Source organism: Curtobacterium sp. CFBP9011 (assembly GCF_034045095.1).
Classification (GTDB): Bacteria; Actinomycetota; Actinomycetes; order Actinomycetales; family Microbacteriaceae; genus Curtobacterium.
The window spans coordinates 23,171-46,008 of sequence record NZ_JAXCWN010000005.1 but is presented as its reverse complement, the minus strand read 5'-3'; the positions used below and the strand labels follow the sequence as shown (position 1 = coordinate 46,008).

17 protein-coding genes are annotated in these 22,838 nt (G+C 68.9%); 5 read left to right on the top strand and 12 right to left on the bottom strand.

Annotated elements, in window-relative coordinates; genetic code table 11:
- Positions 1-28 precede the first annotated feature (28 nt).
- Positions 29-1,963 carry an Ig-like domain-containing protein gene (locus SOM35_RS11630; RefSeq protein ID WP_320515497.1) on the bottom strand — a complete coding sequence of 645 codons (1,935 nt, stop codon included), beginning with the start codon at positions 1,961-1,963 and terminating at the stop codon, positions 29-31.
- Positions 1,964-2,130: 167 nt separating this feature from the next.
- Between SOM35_RS11630 and SOM35_RS11625 the strand changes: the two genes are divergently transcribed.
- From SOM35_RS11625 to SOM35_RS11615, 3 genes are all read left to right on the top strand, one after another.
- The gene (locus tag SOM35_RS11625) at positions 2,131-5,175 is read left to right on the top strand and encodes a hypothetical protein (protein WP_320515496.1); all 3,045 of its coding nucleotides are present in this window, start codon (positions 2,131-2,133) and stop codon (positions 5,173-5,175) included.
- A gap of 90 nt (positions 5,176-5,265) precedes the next feature.
- Entirely contained in the window at positions 5,266-5,724 is a 459-nt protein-coding gene (locus tag SOM35_RS11620; protein ID WP_320515495.1) for a DUF3060 domain-containing protein, read from the top strand.
- A gap of 25 nt (positions 5,725-5,749) precedes the next feature.
- Positions 5,750-7,231 (top strand): oligosaccharide flippase family protein, encoded by a 1,482-nt coding sequence (locus tag SOM35_RS11615; RefSeq protein WP_320515494.1) that lies wholly within the window; start codon positions 5,750-5,752, stop codon positions 7,229-7,231.
- Between the two features lie 134 nt (positions 7,232-7,365).
- Here SOM35_RS11615 and SOM35_RS11610 read toward each other — a convergent pair whose 3' ends face one another.
- From SOM35_RS11610 to SOM35_RS11595, 4 genes are read right to left on the bottom strand one after another with little or no spacing between them, the layout of a single operon-like run.
- Positions 7,366-8,532, bottom strand: coding sequence for a glycosyltransferase (locus SOM35_RS11610; protein ID WP_320515493.1), 1,167 nt, complete (start codon positions 8,530-8,532; stop codon positions 7,366-7,368).
- Complete coding sequence (locus SOM35_RS11605; RefSeq protein ID WP_320515492.1) at positions 8,529-9,617, bottom strand: glycosyltransferase; 1,089 nt, start codon at positions 9,615-9,617, stop codon at positions 8,529-8,531. The genes SOM35_RS11610 and SOM35_RS11605 overlap by 4 nt, the downstream gene beginning before the upstream one ends.
- Before the next feature lie 17 nt (positions 9,618-9,634).
- Entirely contained in the window at positions 9,635-10,234 is a 600-nt protein-coding gene (locus SOM35_RS11600) for an arsenate reductase/protein-tyrosine-phosphatase family protein (RefSeq protein WP_320515491.1), read from the bottom strand.
- A complete protein-coding gene (locus SOM35_RS11595; protein ID WP_320515490.1) occupies positions 10,231-11,646 on the bottom strand; it encodes a tyrosine-protein kinase domain-containing protein in 1,416 nt (471 codons plus the stop codon). The genes SOM35_RS11600 and SOM35_RS11595 overlap by 4 nt, the downstream gene beginning before the upstream one ends.
- Positions 11,647-11,711: 65 nt before the next feature.
- On the opposite strand from SOM35_RS11595, the gene SOM35_RS11590 reads away from it, so the two are divergent.
- The gene (locus SOM35_RS11590) at positions 11,712-13,094 is read left to right on the top strand and encodes a hypothetical protein (protein WP_320515489.1); all 1,383 of its coding nucleotides are present in this window, start codon (positions 11,712-11,714) and stop codon (positions 13,092-13,094) included.
- Here the strand turns inward: SOM35_RS11590 and SOM35_RS11585 are convergent.
- Positions 13,082-14,104: a glycosyltransferase family 2 protein gene (locus tag SOM35_RS11585; protein ID WP_320515488.1), complete on the bottom strand. Its 1,023-nt coding sequence runs from the start codon at positions 14,102-14,104 to the stop codon at positions 13,082-13,084. The genes SOM35_RS11590 and SOM35_RS11585 overlap by 13 nt on opposite strands.
- 55 nt (positions 14,105-14,159) lie before the next feature.
- Between SOM35_RS11585 and SOM35_RS11580 the strand changes: the two genes are divergently transcribed.
- Positions 14,160-15,134 (top strand): ankyrin repeat domain-containing protein, encoded by a 975-nt coding sequence (locus SOM35_RS11580; RefSeq protein WP_320515487.1) that lies wholly within the window; start codon positions 14,160-14,162, stop codon positions 15,132-15,134.
- 49 nt (positions 15,135-15,183) lie between these two features.
- Here the strand turns inward: SOM35_RS11580 and SOM35_RS11575 are convergent, their stop codons facing one another.
- The 6 genes from SOM35_RS11575 to SOM35_RS11550 are packed head-to-tail and all read right to left on the bottom strand — an operon-like array spanning position 15,184 to position 22,766.
- On the bottom strand, positions 15,184-16,353 hold the full coding sequence (locus SOM35_RS11575) for a glycoside hydrolase family 1 protein (protein ID WP_320515682.1): 1,170 nt from the start codon (positions 16,351-16,353) through the stop codon (positions 15,184-15,186).
- Positions 16,354-16,389: 36 nt separating this feature from the next.
- Complete coding sequence (locus SOM35_RS11570) at positions 16,390-17,262, bottom strand: alpha/beta fold hydrolase (RefSeq protein ID WP_320515486.1); 873 nt, start codon at positions 17,260-17,262, stop codon at positions 16,390-16,392.
- Entirely contained in the window at positions 17,259-19,115 is a 1,857-nt protein-coding gene (locus tag SOM35_RS11565) for an ABC transporter ATP-binding protein (protein WP_320515485.1), read from the bottom strand. Before SOM35_RS11565 ends, SOM35_RS11570 begins: the two co-directional genes overlap by 4 nt.
- Positions 19,112-20,044 carry an ABC transporter permease gene (locus tag SOM35_RS11560; RefSeq protein WP_111075856.1) on the bottom strand — a complete coding sequence of 311 codons (933 nt, stop codon included), beginning with the start codon at positions 20,042-20,044 and terminating at the stop codon, positions 19,112-19,114. The genes SOM35_RS11565 and SOM35_RS11560 overlap by 4 nt, the downstream gene beginning before the upstream one ends.
- Entirely contained in the window at positions 20,041-21,021 is a 981-nt protein-coding gene (locus tag SOM35_RS11555) for an ABC transporter permease (RefSeq protein WP_320515484.1), read from the bottom strand. The genes SOM35_RS11560 and SOM35_RS11555 overlap by 4 nt, the downstream gene beginning before the upstream one ends.
- Positions 21,018-22,766: an ABC transporter substrate-binding protein gene (locus SOM35_RS11550; protein WP_320515483.1), complete on the bottom strand. Its 1,749-nt coding sequence runs from the start codon at positions 22,764-22,766 to the stop codon at positions 21,018-21,020. The genes SOM35_RS11555 and SOM35_RS11550 overlap by 4 nt, the downstream gene beginning before the upstream one ends.
- Positions 22,767-22,838 lie beyond the last annotated feature (72 nt).

Genomic DNA, 22,838 nt, shown 5'->3' with positions numbered 1-22,838 from the left:
GTCGGCGCACCCTGGTGACGGCCTCCGGTCAGGGAGTACCGACGATGGAGAGCGTCGTCGTCGTGGTGTTCGCGCCACGGGAACGAGCCGTAGCCACCAGCAGGTGGTCCTGGTCGTCGAGGGCGGGCGTCCTGACCGCCCACGTGCCGTCATCACGGGCCACCGCCCGACCGAGGACGACGCCCGGCGCGTTCCGGTCGGTCAGGGTGACGATCGCCCCGTCGGCTGCGCGACCGGTCACCAGGACCTCCGGGAAGACCGGCGAGACCATGAAGCCGTCCCCGGGCGAGGTGATCCGTACGGCGGCGCCGTAGTCGATCGACACGTCGGCCCGGTCGGTCACCTGGCCGCCCTGGCGCTGTTCGGCGCGGAGCGTCCGCACACCACCGCGGTCCGGAGCGGGGAGCGAGACCTCCCAGCGTCCGTCACGCACCGGGACGACGGCGACGCTGGTCTGCCCGTCGGACAACTCGACGGTCGACCCGGTGGCACCGGAGCCGCCGACCACGACCGGGACGTCCACGTCGTCATCGAACCGGGCGGTGGCGCTGAAGTCCGGACGCGGGACCTCCACCTGCACGTCCGTCGAGCCGATCGACGTGGTGTTGGCGAACGCCTCGACCCGGACCGTGTTCGCGCCGTACTCGAGCCCGTCGAGCGCGGCCGTCCAGGCTCCCGGGCTCGTCGGCTGGATGCGCCGGGTGGTCTGCTGACCGTTGCGTGTCCAGGTGATCTCGAGGTCGGTCGTCCGGGCCGGCGTGGTGCCCTCGAGCGTGGCACTGCGCGCGGACTGGTCGACGTCCGTCACCCGCGCGGTGAGGGCCTTGTCGTTCACCGTCGTCCGGACCGTCGCCGTGGTGTCGAACGACCCGGCGGCGATCGACCCGACCAGGCGAGCCGTCATCGAGCTCGAGGTCTGGGTGATGCCCAGTGGTGTCTCGACACCCATGGTGAAGCGGAACCGCTGGCCGTTCGCGACACCCCAGTCACGGTTCGCCAGGGAGTACCGGTAGGTCCGACCGTCCGCGGACCGGACACCGCTCACCAGGGTGTCCCCGCTGAAGTCCGACCACGAGCCGCCCGACAACCGCTGCCCGCGCTGTCGGTCCTGGCCCGTCGCGAAGGTGGTGCCCGCCGGGGCGTGGAACTCGATCGACCCGGACGGCGTCGAGAAGGCCGAGCGTGGGGTGAAGGACGCCGACACCGGGGTCGTCGCAGCCCGCTCGAGGGTGGCGCTGCCGCTGTCCCCCACGATGCGTTCCGGCTGGGTCGGCGCAGCGATCTGGACCGAGACGAGCGCCTGGCCCTTGTAGGTGCCGCGGACGTACTGCTCGAACACGAGGGTGTTCCAGCCGACCGAGAGCCCGGAGACCGTCGCGCTCCAGACCCCCGGGTCGGCCGACGTCGCCGTCGCGATCCGGTTGTCGTTCCGGCGGACCTCGGCGCCGCCGGTCGCGTTGCCGCTGACCGTCACGGTCCGCTGCGCGTCGTCCTGCCGCACGACGCTCGCCGTGAGCTTCTGGTCCGGGAACGGACGGACGACCGGGTTGCCCCGGACGTGCGCGGAGTCCTTGCAGCCGAACAGCGTGCAGCCGTAGGTCCAGAACTCCGGGGTCTTCGCTTCGCCGTAGCGCCAGTTGGCGAACACCGCGGTCGAGGTCCCGCCGTCCCAGTGGTAGTCGCCGCCGACGTTGCCGACGTGGATCTGGCACGGCGACTCGAACAGGCCGCAGTGCGGCGTGCCGGTGACGCGGTACGTCCGGGAGTCGATCGCGGTGAGGCTGACGCCGGTGGGCTGGTTGGCGACGGTGCGGCTCTGGGGGGCGGGTGCCTGTGTTGCGGGCGCGGCCGGAGCCGTCGGGTCTGTCGGCGCTGCTGTCGCTGCCGCCGGTGTCAGCAGCGCAGCGATCGTCAGGCCGACCGCGGCGAGCGCCGCGGTGCGGATCAGGGGTGGACGGTGCATCGATGTCCTCTTCCTCAGGGAACGTGGTCAGGAGGACCCTAGTGCTATTCCGTATTCAGATGTGATATATTCGTTCTCTGCCGCGGAGTCGCGGCCTGATCCGCTCCCGACACTCCGCAGCCGTGGGGTCCGGGATGTCCCGTCACGAACAGAGAGACACCACACAGATGGCCAAGAAGAAGACCGTCGGGAAGCTGGGCGCTGGCGTCCTGGCCGCGACGACCGTCATCAGCGGACTCGGGTTCGGCATCATGCCGGCCGGCGCCGCGACCGAGACCAAGGCGTCGTCGACGCACGAGAACGGATTCGGCGAAGAGGGCGCCACCTTCCAGCTGATCGCCGAGCAGACGGAAGGCTACGCATACCTGTCGGACCGCAGTCCGGCCGAGGTCCGCCTCGCCACGACGATCGAAGAAGCGAAGCGCAACGCTGTTCCGATCAAGGCCACGTTCTCGCGCGAGGTCGACGGCGTGGACTACTGGCAACTCCGAGTCGGGACGCAGTGCTTGACGAGCTCGCAGACCTCGGACACGACCCAGAGGCGCTGGCTGGTCGACACCAAGGCGTGCACGACGTTCAGCTGGAAACCCCAGGAATGGACCGTGGACAGCGGCACGCTCAAGTCGGCAGGTAACACGTCGTACTACGCCCCCCTGGGGGAGACGTGGCTTCCGGGCAACCTGACCAGAACCTTCGGCAACCCATCGAGCTTGCGCTTCAACGTCAGCTCGGTCCCGACTCCCGTGGTCAACCCGTTCGTCGATCTGCCCGCTACTCTCGTCGGCCTGAGTGCCGACGTGCAGGACGTCGATCTCGAGGCCGGGACGGCTCTGCTCGACGGCGTGGCGCCGGACGAGGCAACCGACGTCGAGGTCTCCTACCTCGACAAGGACAGCAAGAAGAAGACCTACAACGCCGCCGCGAAGGACGGCAAGTGGTCGCAGGCCCTCAGCGCCCTCGCGCTGGGCAACACGTCGGTGCACCTCAAGGCCTACAACGGCGCTGAGCTCATCGCCGAGAGCGACGTCGACGTGGACCTGCCGGTCACGCCGCTGTCGGTCCAGCCGGAGCTCTCCGACGCGAACGTCGAAGCGGTCGCCAAGCTCACCGGGTCGGCCAGCAAGAACACCACCATCAAGGTCAAGAGCGGCACCAAGCAGGTCGCGACGACCATGACCGGTGAGGACGGCTCCTTCGAGGTCCCCGTCAACGCCCCGAACGCCGCGGGTGACTACGAACTCACCGCGACGCAGGAGATCCGCGACGAGGACGCGACCCCGCAGGACGTCACGATCCCCTACGGCGCCGGTGTCGCCGTCTCGAGCCCGGAGAACGGCGCGGAGCTCGACGCCGGGCAGCCGCTCGTCGTCTCGGGCACTGCCCAGACGAACTCGCTCATCCGCGTCTACGAGAAGGGCAACCCCCGGGTCGTCCTCGGCCAGGCGACCGCGACCAACGGCTACCGCATCGTGCTGAACGACCTCGAGGACCGCGAGTACCAGCTCGTCGTCGCTGGCGTCTCGAAGGGCAACAACGTCACCACCGCCGAGGTGACCGTCAACCCGGGCAAGTCGCAGCTCGATGCCCCGACCGCTGAGGGGTACTTCCCGGAGGCCGTCTCGGAATGGGCCGGGATCGCAGGCATCGGGGCGATGGGGTCGACCGTGATCGCCCACAACACCGACGGTGACGAGGTCGGCCGCACCACGATCACGGAGCCGTCCGGGCTCTACAACATCGGCATCGATCCGTCGAAGGTCGGCTACGGCGACCAGGAGTTCCTCGTCACCCAGAGCACGGGCAGCTCGGTGTCCCCTGCCGCGACGGTGCACCTGGACTACGGCCAGAACGCCCCGGCCTTCACCACCCCGTCCGAAGGCAGTTCCATCCCGAACTCGCCGCTGCGCTTCACCGGCACCGGCAACGAGGGTGGTGTCGTCCAGGTCCGCGGTGTCGACCTCACCGAGGTCGGCACGGCCTCGGTCGAGGACGGCACCTGGGAGATCACGAACTCCGACATCACCCTGCCCAACGGCGGGTACCAGCTCTGGGTCAACCAGCGCACCAAGGGCGGCAAGATCGAGTACGCCCAGCTCAACGTCACGGTGACGTCCCCGACCGCCGCCGCGCCGACTGCCGAGGGCTACTTCCCGAGCAACGTCTCGGAGTGGGCGGGCATCGCGGGCATCGGAACCCCCGGTGCGACGGTGATCGCCCGCGACGCGAACGATGACGAGATCGGCCGCACCACGATCACGGAGCCGTCCGGGCTCTACAACATCGGCATCGATCCGACGAAGGTCGGCTACGGCGACCAGGAGTTCTCCATCACCCAGCAGACGGGTGAGCAGGTCTCCGCCGCGACCACGGTCCGTCTGGACTACGGCCAGAACGCCCCGGCCTTCACCACCCCGTCCGAGGGCACTTCCATCCCGGGCTCGCCGCTGCGCTTCACCGGCACCGGCAACCAGGGTGGTGTCGTCCAGGTCCGCGGTGTCGACTTCACCGAGGTCGGCACGGCCTCGGTCGAGGACGGCACCTGGGAGATCACGAACTCCGACATCACCCTCCCCGACGGTGGGTACCAGTTCTGGGTCAACCAGCGCACCAAGGGCGGCAAGATCGAGTACGCCCCCGTGAACGTCCACGTCGCTCCGCCCGTGACGGCGAAGCCGACCGCGGAGGGGTACTTCCCCGAGGACGATGCGCAGTGGGCCGGGATCGCCGGGATCGGGACGCCCGGTGCGACCGTGATCGCCCATGACACCGACGGTGACGAGATCGGCCGGACCACGATCACGGAGCCGTCCGGGCTCTACAACATCGGCATCGATCCGACGCGGGTCGGCTACGGCGACCAGGAGTTCAGCATCACCCAGCAGCTCGGTGAACAGGTCTCCGAGCCGACCACCGTGAACCTCGACTACGGCCAGGAAGGTGATCTCGCCTTCACCAGCCCCACCGGGGGCACGATCACCGGTACCGGCCCGATCACCTTCCGCGGCACGGCACTGGCCGACTCCCTGGTCACGGTCACCGGTACGGACTTCACCTCTGACAGCGTCTTCGGCAGCACGACCGCAACCGACGGCAACTGGGAGCTCACCACTGCACTCGACCTGCCGGCCGGCCCGTACCAGTTCTGGGCGCGCCAGCTGACCAAGGGTGGCAAGTACAGCTACACCAACATCGGCATCACCATCACCGGGTAAGCGAAGCCCGGAGGAGACGAAAGGGCACCCTCTTCGGGTGCCCTTTTGTATTTCACATGCTATGCTGAAGTATCCAGGAAGGGAACCACCATGCGTGCCAGTCACATCACCACCGTCTTCATCCTCGCTCTAGCAACCGCAACAGTCTCCGGCTGCTCCGCGGACTCTGCCCCCGACGGCGACAAGACGTCGCCGACCGCTTCGGCGTCACCACGTCCGACGGACATCCGTACCGCCAACCCGACAGCGAAGCCCACGCTTCCGGCTCTCGAGAAGACCGAGGTCCGCTGTGAGGACGGCTCGGCGATCGTCGAAGACGTGAACAACAAGGACGTCACTGTCCCGGACTGCGCCCGGGTCACGATCAACACGAGCAACGCGGTGATCCACCTCGGTGTGACCGAGGAACTGACCGTGAACGGTGCCATCAACGGCATCGACGCTCCGTCGATCGGCAGCGTCACGATCACCGGAGACGGGAACCGAGTCACCACGAAGTCGAAGCCAGAGGTCGACGACCAGGGCTCCTCGAACGCCGTCCAGCACTGACGCCCACCGTGGAGAAGACGCGCTCATGACGTCGCCCCGGCGCACTACTGGTGTGGACTGGGCGGACGCGCACCCCAGCGGGCCGACGGCCGCTGCGGGTGGTCTCCGTTCTGCGGCGACGTCATGGGCGCGTTTCGCCGTCCAACTGACGGCGATGATCGTGGTCGCCCGGCTGATCGGTCCCGATGAGTACGGGGCAGCGGCTGCGCTGCTGGTCGCGGTGACCGCCGCCGAAGTGCTTCGATCTGGCGGTATCACCTGGCTCATCGCCCATGACTCGGCCCTGACTCCGTCTGCTGCGAGCATGCTGCACCGCATCGCTGTCGTTGTGGGTCTCTCACTGGGCGCAGCCTGGGTGATCGTCGGGGCGTCACCCGCAGCTCTCACGCTTGCAGGAGGCAGGTGGGGTCCGTTCGCCATGGCCGCCGTCTACGTGATGGCCGGGTACAGCGCCGTTCCCACTGCGGTCCTCGTCCGAAACCTCCGACTCGGCGCTGTCGGCCTCGCAGAGATCAGTGCAGCGCTCGTCTCCGCGACCCTGGCGATCGCCGTCGCGGCAACGGGCGGAGGTGCTTCGGCGCTCCTCGTCCAGGCAGCCGGGTACGCCGCGGTCCTCTGCCTGTCCATCAGACTGCTCTCGCCGTGGCGGCCCGGACCGCGTGAGCCGCTCCGACAGATGCGCAAGCAGCTCGTCTTCGCCGCGAACGCTTCACTCACGCAGGTGCTCGAATGGGCTGTCCGGAGTCTCGATCGTGTGTTCGTGGCAGTCTTGTTCGGTCAGGCAGCCGCAGGGTTCTACGTACAGGCTGCCCAGCTCGTGACGCTACCGCTCGAACAGGTCAACGGTCCGCTCCGGCGGATCGCCGTTCCGGTACTCGGTCGGCTCCAGGACCAGCCTGAGCGCTTCCGTACAGCCTTCGTCGCTGTCCTCAACCTCGCGAGCGCGACGCTCTGGCCGGCCTTCGCCACGTGCGTCGCGCTCGCAGCGCCGATCGTCGAGTTCGCGTTCGGGCCTCAGTGGTCCGGCACGGTCCCGCTGTTCCTGGCGATGCTCCCTGCTGCGTTCGGGCTGGTGATCGCGGGGGGAACCTCCGTCCTCGCGCTCGCGTCGGGCGTGGCCGCACGGCAGACCAGATGGGACGTCCTGGTCAACCGCCCGTTGCTCGTCCTCTGCTTCGCACTCGGTCCCGTCGTCGGCCTGCAGACCATGGTGTTGGCGACGTCGATCGTGACCGTCGCGACGGCTGTGCCCGGCTTTCTCTGGGTCGCCCATCGGACGCCGATCCGTGTGACAGATCTCGTGGGTGCCGTGGGGGCTCCTGCGCTGACCGCGCTCCTCACTGGAGCAACAGCAGCGGCGATCGCGAACTACACCGCTCCGAGCGGATGGGCCCTTGGCTGGGCCGCCGCATCAGCGCTCGTGACCGCCGGCGTCGGGTCGTGCTGCTCTCCCCGCCTACGTCGCAACGCGCGTCTGCTGTCGCGCCGTCGCGGATCCGAGCGTTGAGCGTCGACGTCCCACCGACAGCCGCAGCAGTCCCTTCGACAACCCGACGGCTGCGGGCACGACGAAGGCTCGGGTCCAGCGCATCTGCGGTGGACCCGAGCCATCCTTGACGCTCGGAAGGGCAGCGAACTGGCTCAGGCGGTCCATCGCAGGAGCGTTCGCTCCAGCTGAGGAACGATCACCGCTGTCGAGAAGCGCTGAGCAGAAGCCCGCGCAGCAGCTCCCAGCTCTGCTCGACGAGCAGGGTCGACGAGCAGGAAGCGCAGCGCCCCGGCGAGTGCCTCGACGTCGGCTGGTGGCACGAGGAGGCCGTCCACGCCGTGACGGATCACCTCGGATGGGCCGCCAGCAGCGGTGGCGATGACGGCACGACCTGCAGCCATCGCTTCGACGACGACCTGCCCGAAGCCTTCAGGCGCCCGGCTTCCGTGCACGACCACCGACGATCGCGCGAGCTCTCCGGCCACGTCCTGACTGTGCCCGATGAAGTCGATCCGATCCGCGACACCGAGTTCGGCCGCGAGGAGAGGGAGCGTGCGAGCGAAATCTGCGTCCCGCTCGAAGAGCGCGTCGCCGACGATGCGTAAGCGCACCCCCGTCGGTAGCCCTCGGTGGGCAGCCGTGGCGAAGGCGCGGATGACGATGTCCTGTCCCTTGAAGGGCGACAAGCGTCCGATCACTGAGACGACGGGAACAGGAGACTCATCACGGGCAGCCCCCAGCGATCCGACGGGACAACCGATCACCGTGAGCGGCTTACGGTTGCGACCGATCGAGGCAGCCGTGTGCCGCGAATTGGCGATGATCGCCGTCGCGAGGAGACGAGCAGTCAGTCTGAGCACAGCTGCGTTGGCGCGCGCCCCAGAACCGGCACCGATGACACCGTGGAGGTGCATCACGCTCGGGACACTGGCCAGACACGCCGCCAGAGCGCCGTAGACGTGTGCCTTGGCGGAGTGGGTGGTCACGAGTTCGACACCTCGAGAACGACAGAGTCTCGCGATGCGCACGGCGACAGAACCGACTGCGCTGACCTTCGCCAGGGTCGCGAGGGTCACCGCCTGATGTGTGTCACGGTGCGTTCGCGCGACCTTCGCGAGCGGCACCACGTGACACTCGACGCCAGCAGACGCGAGTTCGACTTCGAGTGGTCCGTGCTCGGCGAGGATGACCACCGGGCGGATCGAGGCCATCGCACTCGTGACGCGCAGCAGGAACAACTCGCTCCCCGAGAGCGCCGCGGAATGGGTCAGGAACGCGACGACCGTACGGTTCGACGGTTGACGATCGGCCGGCTTCACAGCTGCATCCAGTTCGTCATCTCGCTCCGGAACCGAGGACTCGCGAAGTGGTCGGCGTTCCGTCGGCAGTCGTCGGGCGAGAGCCGCGCAGCCGCTTCGACCGCATCTCGGAGCGTGGACGACGAGTGATCGGTCAGGCGGACGCCGCTCTGATCGGACACGGTCTCTCGGGTACCACCCTCGTCGGCGACGACGACCGGGGTGCCGACAGCGAGCGCCTCGACCGGGACGATGCCGAAGTCCTCGACCGCGGGGAACACGAACACCGCGGCCCGCGCGAGGATGCAGGCGAACAGGCGGTCGGACGGTGCGATGACGAAGCGGACATCAGCACCAGAGAGCTCCGCCGCTGTCCGTAACCGCGACTCTTCCGGTCCGCACCCGGCGATGACGACAGGCCGACCGCTTGCGGCTCCTGCTCGGATCGCCAGGTCCAGTCGCTTGTAGGGGACGAAGCGGGACGCACCGAGCACGTAGTCACCAGGCAGGTCGGCCAGGATCCTCTGCTCCTCGGGTTCGAGGAGGTCGGGCCGTGCCACTGCAGACCGCACCCTGTCGAGGTCGACAGGCGGGTGGATGACCTCTGCGTCGATGCCCCAGGTCCGTGCGACTCGGTCCCGGACGAAGGCGCTGGGGACCGCCAGGCGCTGATGGCGACTCCCGACACGACGGTCGAGACGACGGAGGGCGGTCGCCGCAGCACGCATCGGGAGCGCACTGCCCCGCGAGTCGAGGTCCGGCTCCCAGAGGTACCGTGCCGGCGTGTACGCGTAGACGAAGTGACGGTCCGGATCGACTCCCGGCACCCGGACGTGGTGCGCGAACAGGTGTGAGCTGACGAGTGCCCAGTCGTGCGCTCCGAGCTGCCGGCCGCTGGTCCGCCACACCGCGGGCATCAAGGGCAGGCTCACCACCTTCCGCCCGGCGTGCGGGAGCCGAGCGAGAACGGTCTCGTGCACCCGGCCGCTTCGGTACCGGTCCGGGTGGTCGTTCCACAGCGTCAGGATCTCAGCGGCGGGGAAGAGCCCCGCGAACTCGTCGAGCACGCGCTCAGCACCCCCGACACGTTCGATCCACTCATGCACGATCAATCCTCGACTGGTCATCTTCCATCCTCTTCGTCGTCGTCGGTACCGCACACAGCCGCGATGAACGGCACGACGCTGCCGAGCAGGTCCTCGGCGTGCCGACCCATCTCCTGGAAGTCGTCCTCGGACCCGTTCACCGGGTCTGCGATGTCGTCGGCCTCGCGGTGTCGTTCGCGGGGACGTCGACGGATCGCCAGCGCCTCATGCGGGGCGCGCGATCGGTCTGTCGGGGAGGCTGGAGCGTCTCGGATCAGCTGGGCAGCCTCGACGAGCGTGAACACCCGATGGAGGGCAGCGGGGACGAGATCGAGGATCTCGGTTCGATGTCGCTGCTCCATGACGAGGATCAGGTCCTGGTCCGTGACGACTGCCCGGTCAGCCCGGCGCGCGCGATGCCGCTCCAGATCCCGGTGCCCGCGGACGTCCGTGACGAGGTCGAACAGGAGCGGGTGGGCGCGCTGACCGCGAACGGCACGGGTCCCAGCGCTCGAGACGACCAAGGGCCGACGAGTGGGCGACTCCTCCCAGAGCCGACGGAAGACGATCTCCGCCCAGGGCGAGCGACAGACGTTCCCTTCACACACCAGCAGGACACGGAGCGCGTCGCTCGTCATGTCTCTGCTCCCAGGGAGCCCCCGACACCCCGACGGTTCCGCTTCCGCAGACGGCGCGGACTCTCACTCACCGGCGCGTATCCGTAGTAGACGCGAGACCCTCGCTGCGGTCGGACACGGTTGGCGACCAGTCCCACGACCCTGGCGCCGACCCCATCGAGCCGGGCAAGTGCGCTCTGTACGTTGTGGACAGTCACACGCCCGTCCACCGCGGCGACGAAGAGCACATCTGACACGCGGGCGGCGAGGACGGCTGGATCGGTGACCGGGAGGACGGGAGGGGCGTCGATGATGACGTAGTCGTAGCGAGACCGCAGGTCCGCCACCAGGACCTCCATCGTCCGAGACTCGAGGAGTTCGCTCGGGTTCGGTGGGACACGGCCGGATGCCAGGACGTTGAGCTCGGTCGCGCCGTAGACCTGCACGGCGTCGGACAACTCGACCTGGTGCGTCAGCACGGTCGAAAGACCGACAGCGCTCTCGAGACCGAGGTAGACCCCGGTGGAAGGCCGCCGGAGGTCCGCATCGACGAGGATCACACGGTGGCCACTCTCCGCGAGCATGAGCGACAGGTTCACAGCCGTCGTCGACTTGCCCTCCCCGGGCAATGAGCTCGTGACGACGATCGCCTGGCTCCCTCCGTCGATGTTCGTGAACGTGAGGTGGGTTCGGAGCTGACGGAACGCCTCCGCCTTCTCCGAGTAACGGTTGTCGACGTCGATGAGCGGCTGCTCGTCGGCGTCCGGGTCCACGGGGATCTCCGCGAGCACGCTGCGCCCGGCGGTACGTCGGAGGGCCTCCAAGGAACGCAGTCTCGTGTCGGTCATCTCGATGACGAGCGCCACACTCACGCCGATGGCGAGTCCGGCGATGATGCCGAGAGCGAGGTTGACGAAGAAGCGGGGCGAGACGGGTTCGGTCGGCACATCAGCATGCTGGAAGACACTGAGTTCGACCAGTGGCTGACCTCGGTCGTCAGGGCGCTCGAGGTCGGCGACGGCGTCGACCAACTCGTCGGCGACGGCGTCGGCGAGAGCCGCCGCCGTCCGAGCCGATGGGTCGGTCGCAGCGATGGAGACGATCACGGTGTCGCTCACTGCGACGACCGAGACCTGCCGCCGGAGTTGATCGGCGTCGCCTGCTGCATGCGCGCGGCGCCCGGCGGACTCGATCACGTCGGACGAGAGCGCGAGTTGTACGTACGAAGCGACTCGGGCTTCAGAGAACGCGCCGCCTTGGTTGAGGTCGGACACGGTACCGCCACCGACCGAGACGAACACCGACGACTCGGCCTGGTACTGCGGCGTCTGGAACGCGGTCACCGCGCTGCCCGCCACCGATCCGATCAGGAGCAACGCAATGATCCACCATCGTCGGCGGCGCACCACGGCGAAGAACTGCGTGACGGTCATGGGGTCTCCATCTGGTGTTCCGGATTGTTGTGTACAGTGTATAGCATATCAACTGGAAGGTGATCATGACGTCACTCGGTCTCCTCGCGCTGATGTGCAGCGCCGCCGCGATCGCCTTGCGACGCCCTCGCTTCCATGCCGCGGCGCTGGGCTTCGCCGCCGGCGTCCCCGCATCCGCCGGGTTCACGGTCGGCGCGGTGTCCGTCCCGCTGTTCACGACGGTGGCGCTCGTCACCGCTGCCAGCTTCGCGATCAGTCGCGGTGCGGCGCTTCCGCCCCTGCGTGACGTCGGTTGCTCGTTGCTCGTCGCGTTCGTCTGTTGGAGCCTCGTCCTCACGGTCGTCGGGCCGTGGGCCTTCTCCGGGCTGCCCGTACTCGAGCCTCGGAAGGGCGTCGACGAGCAAACACACGCTCCATCAGCGCTGCACTTCACGGTCAGCCACGCGGCACAGGCGGTGTACCTGGTCTCCGCCGTGCTCGCGGGACGGTTCCTCTGGCGCTCCGGAACCGCCTCACTGGCACTTTCGACGGCCGCGTGGACCGGCACCGTCCTGAGCGCGGCGCGGGGCGTCCTGCGGTCCCGCGGGCTCGACCGCACCGCGCCGATCTTCGACACCCTCGCTGTGGACTACAGCTCAGACCGCGACACACGCCTCCGCGGAGTGTTCGCCGAACCGAGTGAACTCGCGACGTTCTCCCTCGCCGTCCTGACGTTCGCAGCGGTGTCCACCCTGCAGGCCCCGACTCGTCGGAAACGCGTCTCGAGTGCGGTGCTCACACTCCTCGCCATGGTGAACCTCCTGGCGTCGGGTTCGGGAACCGCTGTTGCCGGAGGCGTGGTCGTCACCGTCGGGATGTCTGCCCTCATCGCCAGACGATTCGTCGCCTCCCACGGACGACACACTCCCGCCGTCGTCCTGATGGTTCTGGCGATCAGCTTCGTCACGGTGTGGTTCGGTCCGGATCTGGTCGAACCCGTGGGCCGGCTCGTGACCGACAAGCTGGGAAGCCAGTCGTTCAACGCCCGCTCAGCGGCCGACGGGATCGGCCTCGACGTCGTCGCGCGGACACGAGGTCTCGGTGCGGGGCTCGGCAGCAACCGATCGTCCTCGTTCCTCGTCACACTGTCGTCCACGACCGGCGTCCTCGGGTTGGCCCTCTTCGCTGCCTCGATCGTCGCCGTGGTCCGTGCTGCGTCGGTTCGCCGAGCTGCCGTCCCGGCTGCAGCCGGGGTCCTCGGCATGCTCGTCGCGAAGGCCGTGGCGACGCCTGACCTGTCGACTCCTCTGCTCTGGATCCTGATCGCGACCTGTTTCGACCTGGCGGGCCGTCGAGTCGAGGACGAGGACACGTCGGGATCGAGACACCTGGTGCACGGGCGACACCGAGGCAGCACGATCGGGGACCGCCGCGCTCTCCCACGTCTGGGTGGAGGTCACGCATTGTGAGACGGACCATCGAAGTCGTCCGCCACCAACGCCGCAGCACGCTGCCGAACGCCCCACCGACGGACCGCTCGGAGACGCGCAAGCCGCGCCGATCGTCGTGATCGATCGCGCTCGAGGACGACTCCGAGGACGGTGACCACGGTGAGCTCGGCTCGTTGCACGAGGCTGACACACCGAGCACGGTGCACTGCCGCCAGTCGGATGGCCGCGTCCGCGCGGGCGAACTCGACCATGGCGCCGAACCGGCTCGCACTGGCGCTCTTGTCGTGCTGGACCCGGGCTTCCGGGAGCCTCCGGAGCGGATGACCGGCGCGTCGTGCGCGTCGGGAGAGATCGGCGTCCTCGCCGTAGAGGAAGAACTGCTCGTCGAACGGACCGAGCTCGCGCAGGACGTTCGTCGCGGCGTACAACGCGGCACCGGTCAGTTTCTCGGACTCGACGCCGGCGGCGGTCCCGGCGGTCCCGGCGACACTGGCGGACCTCCGGCACCGGAACCGCCAGCGTTTCACGACGCGACCCACGCTGAAGTCCCAGTCGATCGTCGCATCCTGATCGACGTGCCCCGACGTCATCAGAGTCCCGGTGAGGATCGAATCCGCTGCTGCGTGCAGCCCTGCGCGGAAGGCCAAGAGCGCGTCGTCGCCGAGGGCCGCGTCAGGGTTCAGGAGCAGGACCTCAGACGTCTGGACGTTCCGCAGCGCACCGTTGACCGCACGGCCGAATCCGATGTTCTCGCCCTCGCCGAGAAGCGTCATCGGCAGGTTCCGAGACCCGAGATCCGGTAGCCCACCGCCGTTGTCGACGAACACGAGATGCGCCTGGACGCCGGCTCGTCGAGCAGCCACTTCGATCGACTGCACGCAGCGCCGCAACAGCGATGGATCGCTGTGGAACAGCACGATCAACACACTGACGTCACCGGGACGACCGTTCTCGAGGAGCATTCGCCGAAGGTAAAGACGGAGCGCGAGATGTCGTGCAATTTCCAAATGCATGGCGAGTGAGATCACACGCGAGCGGGCAGACTCCGAACTCGGGCGTCGTGCCGCCCGGTATCGTCAGCTCATGCGCTGGAGTCACGTGAACTGGCCGAGCGTCGGGTACGTGTCCCTCGAGGACGTCGACGGCCACCGCGAACACCTCGGTCGACTCGTCCTCGACGCCCCACCGACGGTCGCGGCACTCGCCTCCGTGCAGTGGGACGAGGCCCGCTTCGAGTCGTGGGAGGCGGACGACCAGACCCTCAGCGTCGTGGTCGTCGTCCGGAACGACGAGGTGCTCGACACCCCGGAGGGGCTCTGGCGGCGGTGGAACCACGCCCGCGTCACGCTGCGCTTCCGTGGCGTGACACTCGACCCGTCGGACGCCGGGCCGCTCGATCTGCTCGCCGGTGACGTGCACGTCCTCCGCGGCGAACTCGCGCACGTCGGGCCGGATGGCTGGGAACTCCGCCTGCTGGTCTCCCCCACCGGCGAGCTCGCGATCGTCTTCCAGGACGTCGCCGTCGAGGTCCACAGTGTCGACGAGACCACCTGGACCGACCTGGAGGAGCGGTCCGCTCACGGCTGGCACGGCCCGCTGGCGGACGGCTGGGCCGAGTGGGCCTCCGCCGCGGTGCGGGCCGCCGCACACGGGGACGTCGGCGGCCTGGCGATGGCACTCGACGGCTTCGTCGGCGAGCCGGCCGGACTGGACGAGGTCGACACCCGCTGGGGCTTCGCACCGCTGCACGCCGCCGCGTGGTTCGACCGGCCGGCGACCGCCGAGTTGCTCCTGACCCGCGGTGCCCGGGTGGACCTGCCGGACTCCGAGGGCCGGACGGCGCTGGACCTCGCTCGCGAGCGCGGGTCCGCCCGTGTCGCGACCCTCCTGACCGAGCACGCGGACCCGGACGCGCCGCGGCAGCGACGAGGACCGGTCCAGGACGAGGCACGAGGTACCGACGAGGCACGGGATCCCGACGAGGCACGGGATCCCGACGAGTCACCGGAACACGACGAGTCACCGGAACACGACACCCCGGCCACGTCGACGACGTGACCGGGGTGTCGGTGGTGGGGCGTGCCTCCCGGCCGGCCCCCGCCGCGACTCAGAGCGCGTTCGCCCGCGCGACCTGCCCGTACCAGTGTGCCGACGGCTTCGGTGTGCGCTCGAACGTCTCGCGGTCCCAGGCGACGAGCCCGAACGTCGGCCGGAAGCCGGAGGCCCACTCGTAGTTGTCGAGGAGTGACCAGTGCTGGTAGCCGAGGACGTCGATGCCGTCCTCGATGCAGCGGTGGATGCCCTCGAGCGCGCCCTGCGTGTAGGCGATCCGGCGGGTGTCGTCGGCGGTGGCGATGCCGTTCTCGGTGACCATGACCGGCACGCGGCCGGACAGCTCCCACGCGCTGCGGATGCCGTCGGCGGCGGCCTCCGGGTAGAACTCCCAGCCGGTCAGCGTCGTCTCGACGTCGTCCGCGACGGGCAGCGGGCCGTCGGTGCCGATGAACGTGCGCGTGTAGGCCTGGACACCGACGAAGTCGTCGCCGGCGGACTGCTCCAGGTACCAGTCGTCGCGCGGGTACCCGTACTCGCGGAGCATCTCGGCGGACTCGGGCTGGTCGGTCGGCTTGAACGCCTGGGTCGCGATGGTCCACCCGGTCTGGAGGCCCGACACCTGTCCCAGGACCTCGCGCGACCGCTTGTGGCTGGCCAGCAGCGCGTCGGCGACGCCGAGGTCCGGGTTCGGCAGCCCGTAGGCGACGAGGTTCGCGGCGTCCTCACCACCGGCGAGCATCGCCGCGATGTTCGGCTCGTTGATCGTGCACACGTACCGGACGCCGTCCTGGACGACGGGGAGCGCGGCCTCGGTGTAGCGGGCGAACAGGTCGGCGGCGTCGGGTGCCCGCCAGAAGCCGTCGCGTTCGAACCAGCGCGGCACGGTGAAGTGCATGAGGGTGACGATCGGTTCGATGCCGAACTCGTGGCAGGCCTCGACCATGCGGCGGTAGTGGTCGACCTCCGCGCGGCTGACGGCTCCGCGCTCGGGCTCGATGCGGGACCACTCGATGCTGAACCGGTAGGAGTTCAGCCCGAGGTCGGCCGCGATGCGGATGTCCTCGCGGTAGCGGTGGTAGCTGTCGGCCGCGTCACCGGAGGGTTCGACGATCGTGGTGTCCGGCTCGTGCTCGTGCACCCACCAGTTGCTGTTGACGTTGTTGCCCTCGATCTGGTGGGCGGCCGTGGCGGCGCCCCAGAGGAAGCCGTCGGGGAAGTGCAGCGAAGTGATGATGGTGCCTTTCAGTGGGCGGACGAGTCAGTGCTTGCTCAGGAACGTGTCGAAGACCTCGACGGTTCCGGTGGGGTTCTCGACCTGGGGGCCGTGCCAGCTCTCCGGGATGACGACGTACTCGGCGCCGGTGTCCTCGGCCATGGTCCGTTGCCACGGGATCGGCCAGGCGGTGTCCCACTCCCCGTGCGTGACGAGGACGGGGAGCCTGGTGTCGCGGAGTTCGGCGGAGCTGTCGGTGTGGTCCTCGAGGATGTGCCCGCCGGCGACGACGCTCAGGGGGCTCGTGGCGTCGAAGCGGTCGCGGACCATCCGGACGTCGTCGGGCAGCTCCTCGTCCGGACGGTAGGCCCAGAGCGGGTTCGTCGAGTCGAAGAGCTGGCGGAGGTTGCCGCCGGTGTCGTGCAGGATCGTCAGCTCGGCGACCTTGCGGTAGGGCCAGCCGTACGGCCCGGAGCAGAACTGCACGACGTCGCGGAAGGCGCTCGGGTCCTGGATCGCGGCGGCGCGGACGATCACGCCGCCGAGCGAGTGCCCGATGAGGTGGACGGGCGCGCCGTCGTCGAGCAGTCGGGCGACCCGGACCACGTCGGCGGCTTCCTCGTCGAGCGTGAAGTCCGACGGCGAGGTCGGCGCTGCCGAGTCGGCCTGACCGCGGCGGCTGATCGCCACCGCGGTCCAGCCGGCGTCGCGGAGGAGCGGCATGAACGTGCGCCAGTCCTCCTTCGAGCCGGTGTACCCGGGGACGACGAGGACCGTGCCCTTCGACTCCCCCGTCGGGACCACGCGGTAGGCGGTGAGTCGGCCGACGGGCAGGTCGATGCCGACGACGTCGACGCCCTCGGGTGTGGGCAGGTGGCCGAACGGCGGGACGGTGGGGAACGCGTGCAGGTTCGTCATACTGCATCATCCACCGAGCTCGCAGGCTCGCTCGGCGCTGGGGTCGCACGCCGCTTCGCGACGCCCTCGAGCTCCACCGCGCGGGGGTTCGGCACGGCGTCCAGCAGCGCGACCGTGTAGTCGTCCCGGGGGTTCTGCAGCACCTCGGCCGTGCGACCGCGCTCGACCACCGCGCCGTCGTGGAGCACCATGATGTCGTCGGTGATGAGCCGGGCGCTCAACAGGTCGTGCGTGATGTATAGGAGCGAGACGCCCCACTGCTCGCGCAGGTCCTCGAGGAGCGCGAGCACCCCGGCACGGAGCGTCACGTCGAGCATCGAGACCGGCTCGTCGGCGATGATCACCTGCGGGTCGCTCGCGAGCGCCCGGGCGATCACGACGCGCTGCCGCTGCCCACCGGAGAGCTGGTGCGGGAGCTTCTGCGCGAACTGCTCGACGGGCGTCAGGCCCACGGTCTCGAGGAGCTCGAGCACACGGCGTCGGGCATCGCGACCGCGGAGCCCGGTGTAGTTCACGACCGGACGGGTGAGCGTGTACTCCACCGTGTGCAGCGGGTTGAGCGCCGAGTACGGGTCCTGGAAGACCATCTGCACCTCGGAGCGCAGGTCGCGCATGCCCCGCCGCCCGAGCTTCGCGACGTCGAGGTCACCGAACCGGACGGTGCCGCCCGTCGGCTTCTCGACGCCGGTGAGCAGCTTCGCGATGGTCGACTTGCCCGAGCCCGACTGACCGACGAGCGCGAGGGACTGCCCCGGCTCGAGGGTGAACGACACGTCGCGCACGGCCTGCACCGGCTGCTCGCCACGACGGGGCGCCGGGTACGTCTTGACGAGGTGGTCGACGACGATCGGGTTCCGGGCGGCACTGCGCTCCCGCGACCCGACCGTGGCGTGGGACGTGGTCGCCTCCTGCCGCTTCTCGCCGGCCTCGGCTCGGAGCGAGCGGTCCGGGAAGCCCGGCAGGCTCACGACCGCAGCGCGCGGGTCGGCGTAGTGCGAGAGCAGCATCTGCGTGTACTCGTCCTGCGGGTCGCGCAGGATCTCGCGCGATCCGCCGTCCTCGACGATCCGGCCCTCGTGCATCACGAGGACGCGCTCGGTGGCCTCGAGCACGATGCCGAGGTCGTGGCTGATGAGCACGGCCGTGAAGCCCTCGGCACGCTGCAGCTCGATGATCGTGTCCATCACCGCGTGCTGCACCAGGACGTCGAGCGCCGTGGTCGGCTCGTCGAACACCATGAGCTGCGGTTCGAGGGACAGTGCGAGGGCGATCGACACGCGCTGCCGCATGCCGCCGGACAGTTCGCCGGGGAACCGCGCCAGCATCGAGTCGGGCAGCTTCACCTTGCCGACGAGCTCCTTCATCCGGCTGTCCCAGCGCTCGCGCGGCACGTGGCCGTGCGCCTTGAAGACGTCGATGAAGTGGTTGCGGATCGTCCGCACCGGGTTCAGCGCGTTCATGCCGGACTGCAGCACCATCGCGAAGCCGCCCTGGCGCTGCTGCCGGAGCTCCTCGTCGCCGAGGTCGCGGATGTCGTGGCCGTTGAAGACGATGCTGCCGCCGTTGGTCCGCGCCGGCGGCTTCTGCAGCCGGGTCAGCGCGTAGCCGAGCGTCGACTTGCCGGACCCGGACTCGCCGACCAGGCCGACGAACTCGCCCTTCCGCAGCGAGAACGACACGTGGTCGACCGCCTGGACGGCGGTCTGGCCGGACGACTCGTAGACGACCGACAGGTCGCGGACGTCGAGCAGGACGTCGGTGGCGGATCCGGTGGGACCGTCGGACGGGAGGACCGTGGCGGCGCCGGTACGCGCCTCCAGTCCGTCCTGGGGTGCGGAACGTGAGCCGCTCATGCGGTCGCCTCCTTGCGCTTCGGGCGCGCGCCCTCGCGCAGCCGCGGGTTGGACACGGCGTCGACGCCGAAGTTGATGAGGGTCAGGCTCATCGCCAGGAGGGCGATGCAGAGACCCGGTGCGAACAGCAGGATCCACTGGCCGGTGAGCAGCGCGTTGGAGTTCTGCGCCCAGTAGAGGATCGTGCCCCAGCTGACGATCGAGGAGTCGCCGAGGCCGAGGAACTCGAGGCCGGCCTCCGCCAGGATCGCGCTCGTCGCGGCACCGAAGAAGCTGCCGACGATCAGGCTCGTCATGTTCGGCAGGATCTCGCGGAACACGATGCGGGTCGCGCCCTCGCCGGAGAACTGGGCGGCGGTGACGAAGTCACGACCGCGGAGGGACTGCGTCTGACTGCGCAGGACGCGCGCGCCCCAGGCCCAGCCGGTGACGACGATCACCGCGATGATGACCGCGATCCCGCCGTTCTGCAGGTAGGCCGCGATGACGATCATGAGCGGCAGGCCCGGGATCACCAGGAACAGGTTCACGACGAAGCCGATGACCTCGGCGATCCAGCCGCGGACGTAGCCCCAGCTGAGGCCGATCGCGACGGCGACGAGCGTGGACAGGATGCCCGCGACCGCGCCGACCATCACCGAGATGCGGGCGCCGTAGATGAGCTGGGACAGGACGTCCTCGCCGGCGGCGGTGGTGCCCATCCAGTGGTCGGGCGTCGCGTCGGCGGACCGGGCGAAACCGTTCTGGCTGGCGCCGTACGGGGCGAGGAGCGGTGCCAGGATCGCCACGAGGACGAACACGGCCAGGATGACGATGCCGATCCGGGCCTTGGTGTTGGACCAGACGACGCCGAACTGGCGGGCGGCGGACCGGAGCTTGGACGGGGCCTGCTGTTCGGGTTCTTGCGTGCGTACTGCGATCGTGGTCATCGGCGCGTCCTCGGGTCCAGGACGCCGTACAGCACGTCCACGATGAAGTTGGCGATGAGCACCGACACGGTGATCATCAGGAAGAGCGCCTGCATGAGCGGGTAGTCCTGCCCGATGACGGCGTTGAACAGCAGGTAGCCGATGCCCGGGTACCCGAACACCTGCTCGACGAGCACCGAGCCACCGACCACACCGCCGAGGGCCAGGCCGAAGCCGGTCAGGTTCGGCAGGATCGCGTTGCGGGCGGCGTAGCGGATGGCCACGGTGCGACCGCGCAGGCCGTTCGCCTCGGCGAAGGTGACGTAGTCGTCGCCGAGCGTGTTGATCATCGCGTTGCGCATGCCGATGATCCAGCCGCCGAGGCTCGTCACCAGGATCGTGACCGCCGGCAGGACCGCGTGTTGCAGGGCATCACCCACGAAGGCTCCGGAGAAGCCCGGGGTGGTCGTCGCCGAGTACGCGCCGGTGGTCGGGAACCAGTGCAGGACGTAGCCGAGGAAGAACAGCAGGAGCAGCGCCGTCCAGAAGTACGGGAACGTCGACATGAACGAGCCGGACAGGGTGGGGAGCGAGTCGAGCCAGGTGCCGCGCTTCCAGGCGGCGCCGACACCGATCAGGGTGCCGAGGACGAACGCCAGGATCGTCACGACGCCGACCAGGATCAGCGTGTACGGCAGGGCCTTGCCGACGAGGTCGCCGACCGGCTGCGGGTAGAACGTGTAGCTCGTCCCGAAGTCGAGCGTGATGACCTGGTGCAGGTAGCTGACGTACTGGTCCCACAGGTTGCCGGTCGGGACGCCGAGCTGCGCCTCGATGGCCTTCTTCGTGGCGTCGGTCACCGGACCGTTCTGGCTGAGCTTCGCCAGGGCCGCGTCGCTCGGGCTGCCCGGCATGAGGCGCGGGAGCACGAAGTTCAGCGTGACCGCGGCCCAGAGGGTCAGGACGAAGAGGACGAGTTTCTGCAGGATGTACTTCACTTGGCGTCGTCCTGTTCCTTCAGGATCTCCCGGCCGGCGGCGCTGTCACGCAGTCGCAGCTTCGTGAAGATCAGCAGCGGCGCCGAGTCGTAGTTCTGCGGGGCCATGTAGGGGTCCTTCGCGCTCGGCCACCCGACGAACTTGCCGGTGTTGAACAGGCCCCAGAGTCCGCCGTGGTACATGCCGATCACCGGCAGCTGGTCGTACACGATGGTCTGCAGCTGGTCGAGGATCTGCTGCTGGCGGGCGGTGTCGGTCGTCGCCTTGTACTCGTCGAGCAGGCGCTGGGTGGCCGGGTCCCGGTACCGCTCGTAGTTGTTCACCGTGGGCTTGCCGACGGGCTGGTAGAACTCGGTCGACATCAGCGAGTTGAACGCCTGGTACACGTCGCCGTTGCCCATGCCGCCCATCGCCATGTCGAAGTCGCCGTTGTTGATCGCCTGCTGGTACCCGGCGGGCTGCGGCGCCTTGATGGTGACGGAGACGCCGATGGCGGTGAGGTCGCGGCGGACCTCCTGCGCGGCTCGGAGCCAGTCCGCGTACCCGTTCGCCGTGGTGATCGTGATGGCGAGCTGCTTGCCGTCCTTGACGATCTTGCCGCCCTGCTCGACCCACCCGGACTTCGCGAACGACGCCTTCGCGGCGGCGACGTCCTGCGTGACCATGCCCTTGTCGGGGATGTCCGGGTTGGCGTACCGCTCCTGGTTCGGCAGGATCAGGCCGGTCTGGGCCGCGGCGCTGAGGTTGCCCTCGGTGGCGGTCTCGGCGATGTCGTCGCGGTCGAGGGCGAGCGAGATGCCCCGGCGGACGTTGACGTCGTCGTACGGCGCCTTCGTCAGGTTCGGGATGAGACCGATCACGCCCCCCGGCGGGAACCACCACGTGTTGGTGCGGGACGCGGCGCCCCAGGTGCCCTTGACGTCGGAGATGAACGAGTACGACCAGTCGTAGCCGCGCGTGACGGTGTCGAGCTGCGTGTTCGTCGCCGGCAGGATGAGGTGCTTGATCGCGATCTTGCCCGCCTGCCAGTACCGACGGTTCTTGTCCATCGAGTACTGCTGGTCGGTGTAGTTGCCGAGGACGAACGGGCCGGTACCCACCGGGTTCGGGTCCCGCCACGTCGTCGGGTCCTTGACCTTCCCCCAGTGCTGCTCGCCGAGGATGTAGGTCTGGCCGATGATCGTCAGGCTCGGGACGTCGTCGGACTTCAGGTGGAAGACGACGTGGTCGCCCTGCTGCTCGATGGTGTCGATGTGCTGCCAGGCACCCTTGACGTCCATCGCGGGGAACTTCTTCAGCAGGTCGAACGTGAAGACGACGTCCTTCGCCGTGAACGGGTCACCGTTCGACCACTCGACGCCGCTGCGGATCGTCATGTCGATCGTCTTGGCGTCCGGCTGCTCCCACGAGCTGGCGAGCCACGGGTTCCGCTTGCCGTCGAGGGGGTTCACCTCGATGAGGGGCTCGTACATCCACTTCGAGGCCGTGCGGGCGTTCGTGATGTACGGGTTGAAGTTGCGGTCGAACAGCGGGTTGCCGTGGTCCGCGTTGATGAGCATCGTGTCCTTGCCGATGCTCGGGTCCGGTTGGGACCGGACCTGGATGCTGCAGCCGGACGCCGCGAGGGCCACGACCGCGATGCCGGCGAGGGCAACGGCGAGGCGCGTGCGCCGGGCGTGCCGCGGGGTGCGCCGCGGAGTGCGCCGCGGAGTGCGCCGCGGGGTGCGCTGTGGGGGAAGCGTCATTGCTCGGTCGACCTCCGTGTCGAGTGGGTACGAGGAGCAATGTATGCGCTTACATCGCTGGGCGCAAGTCAT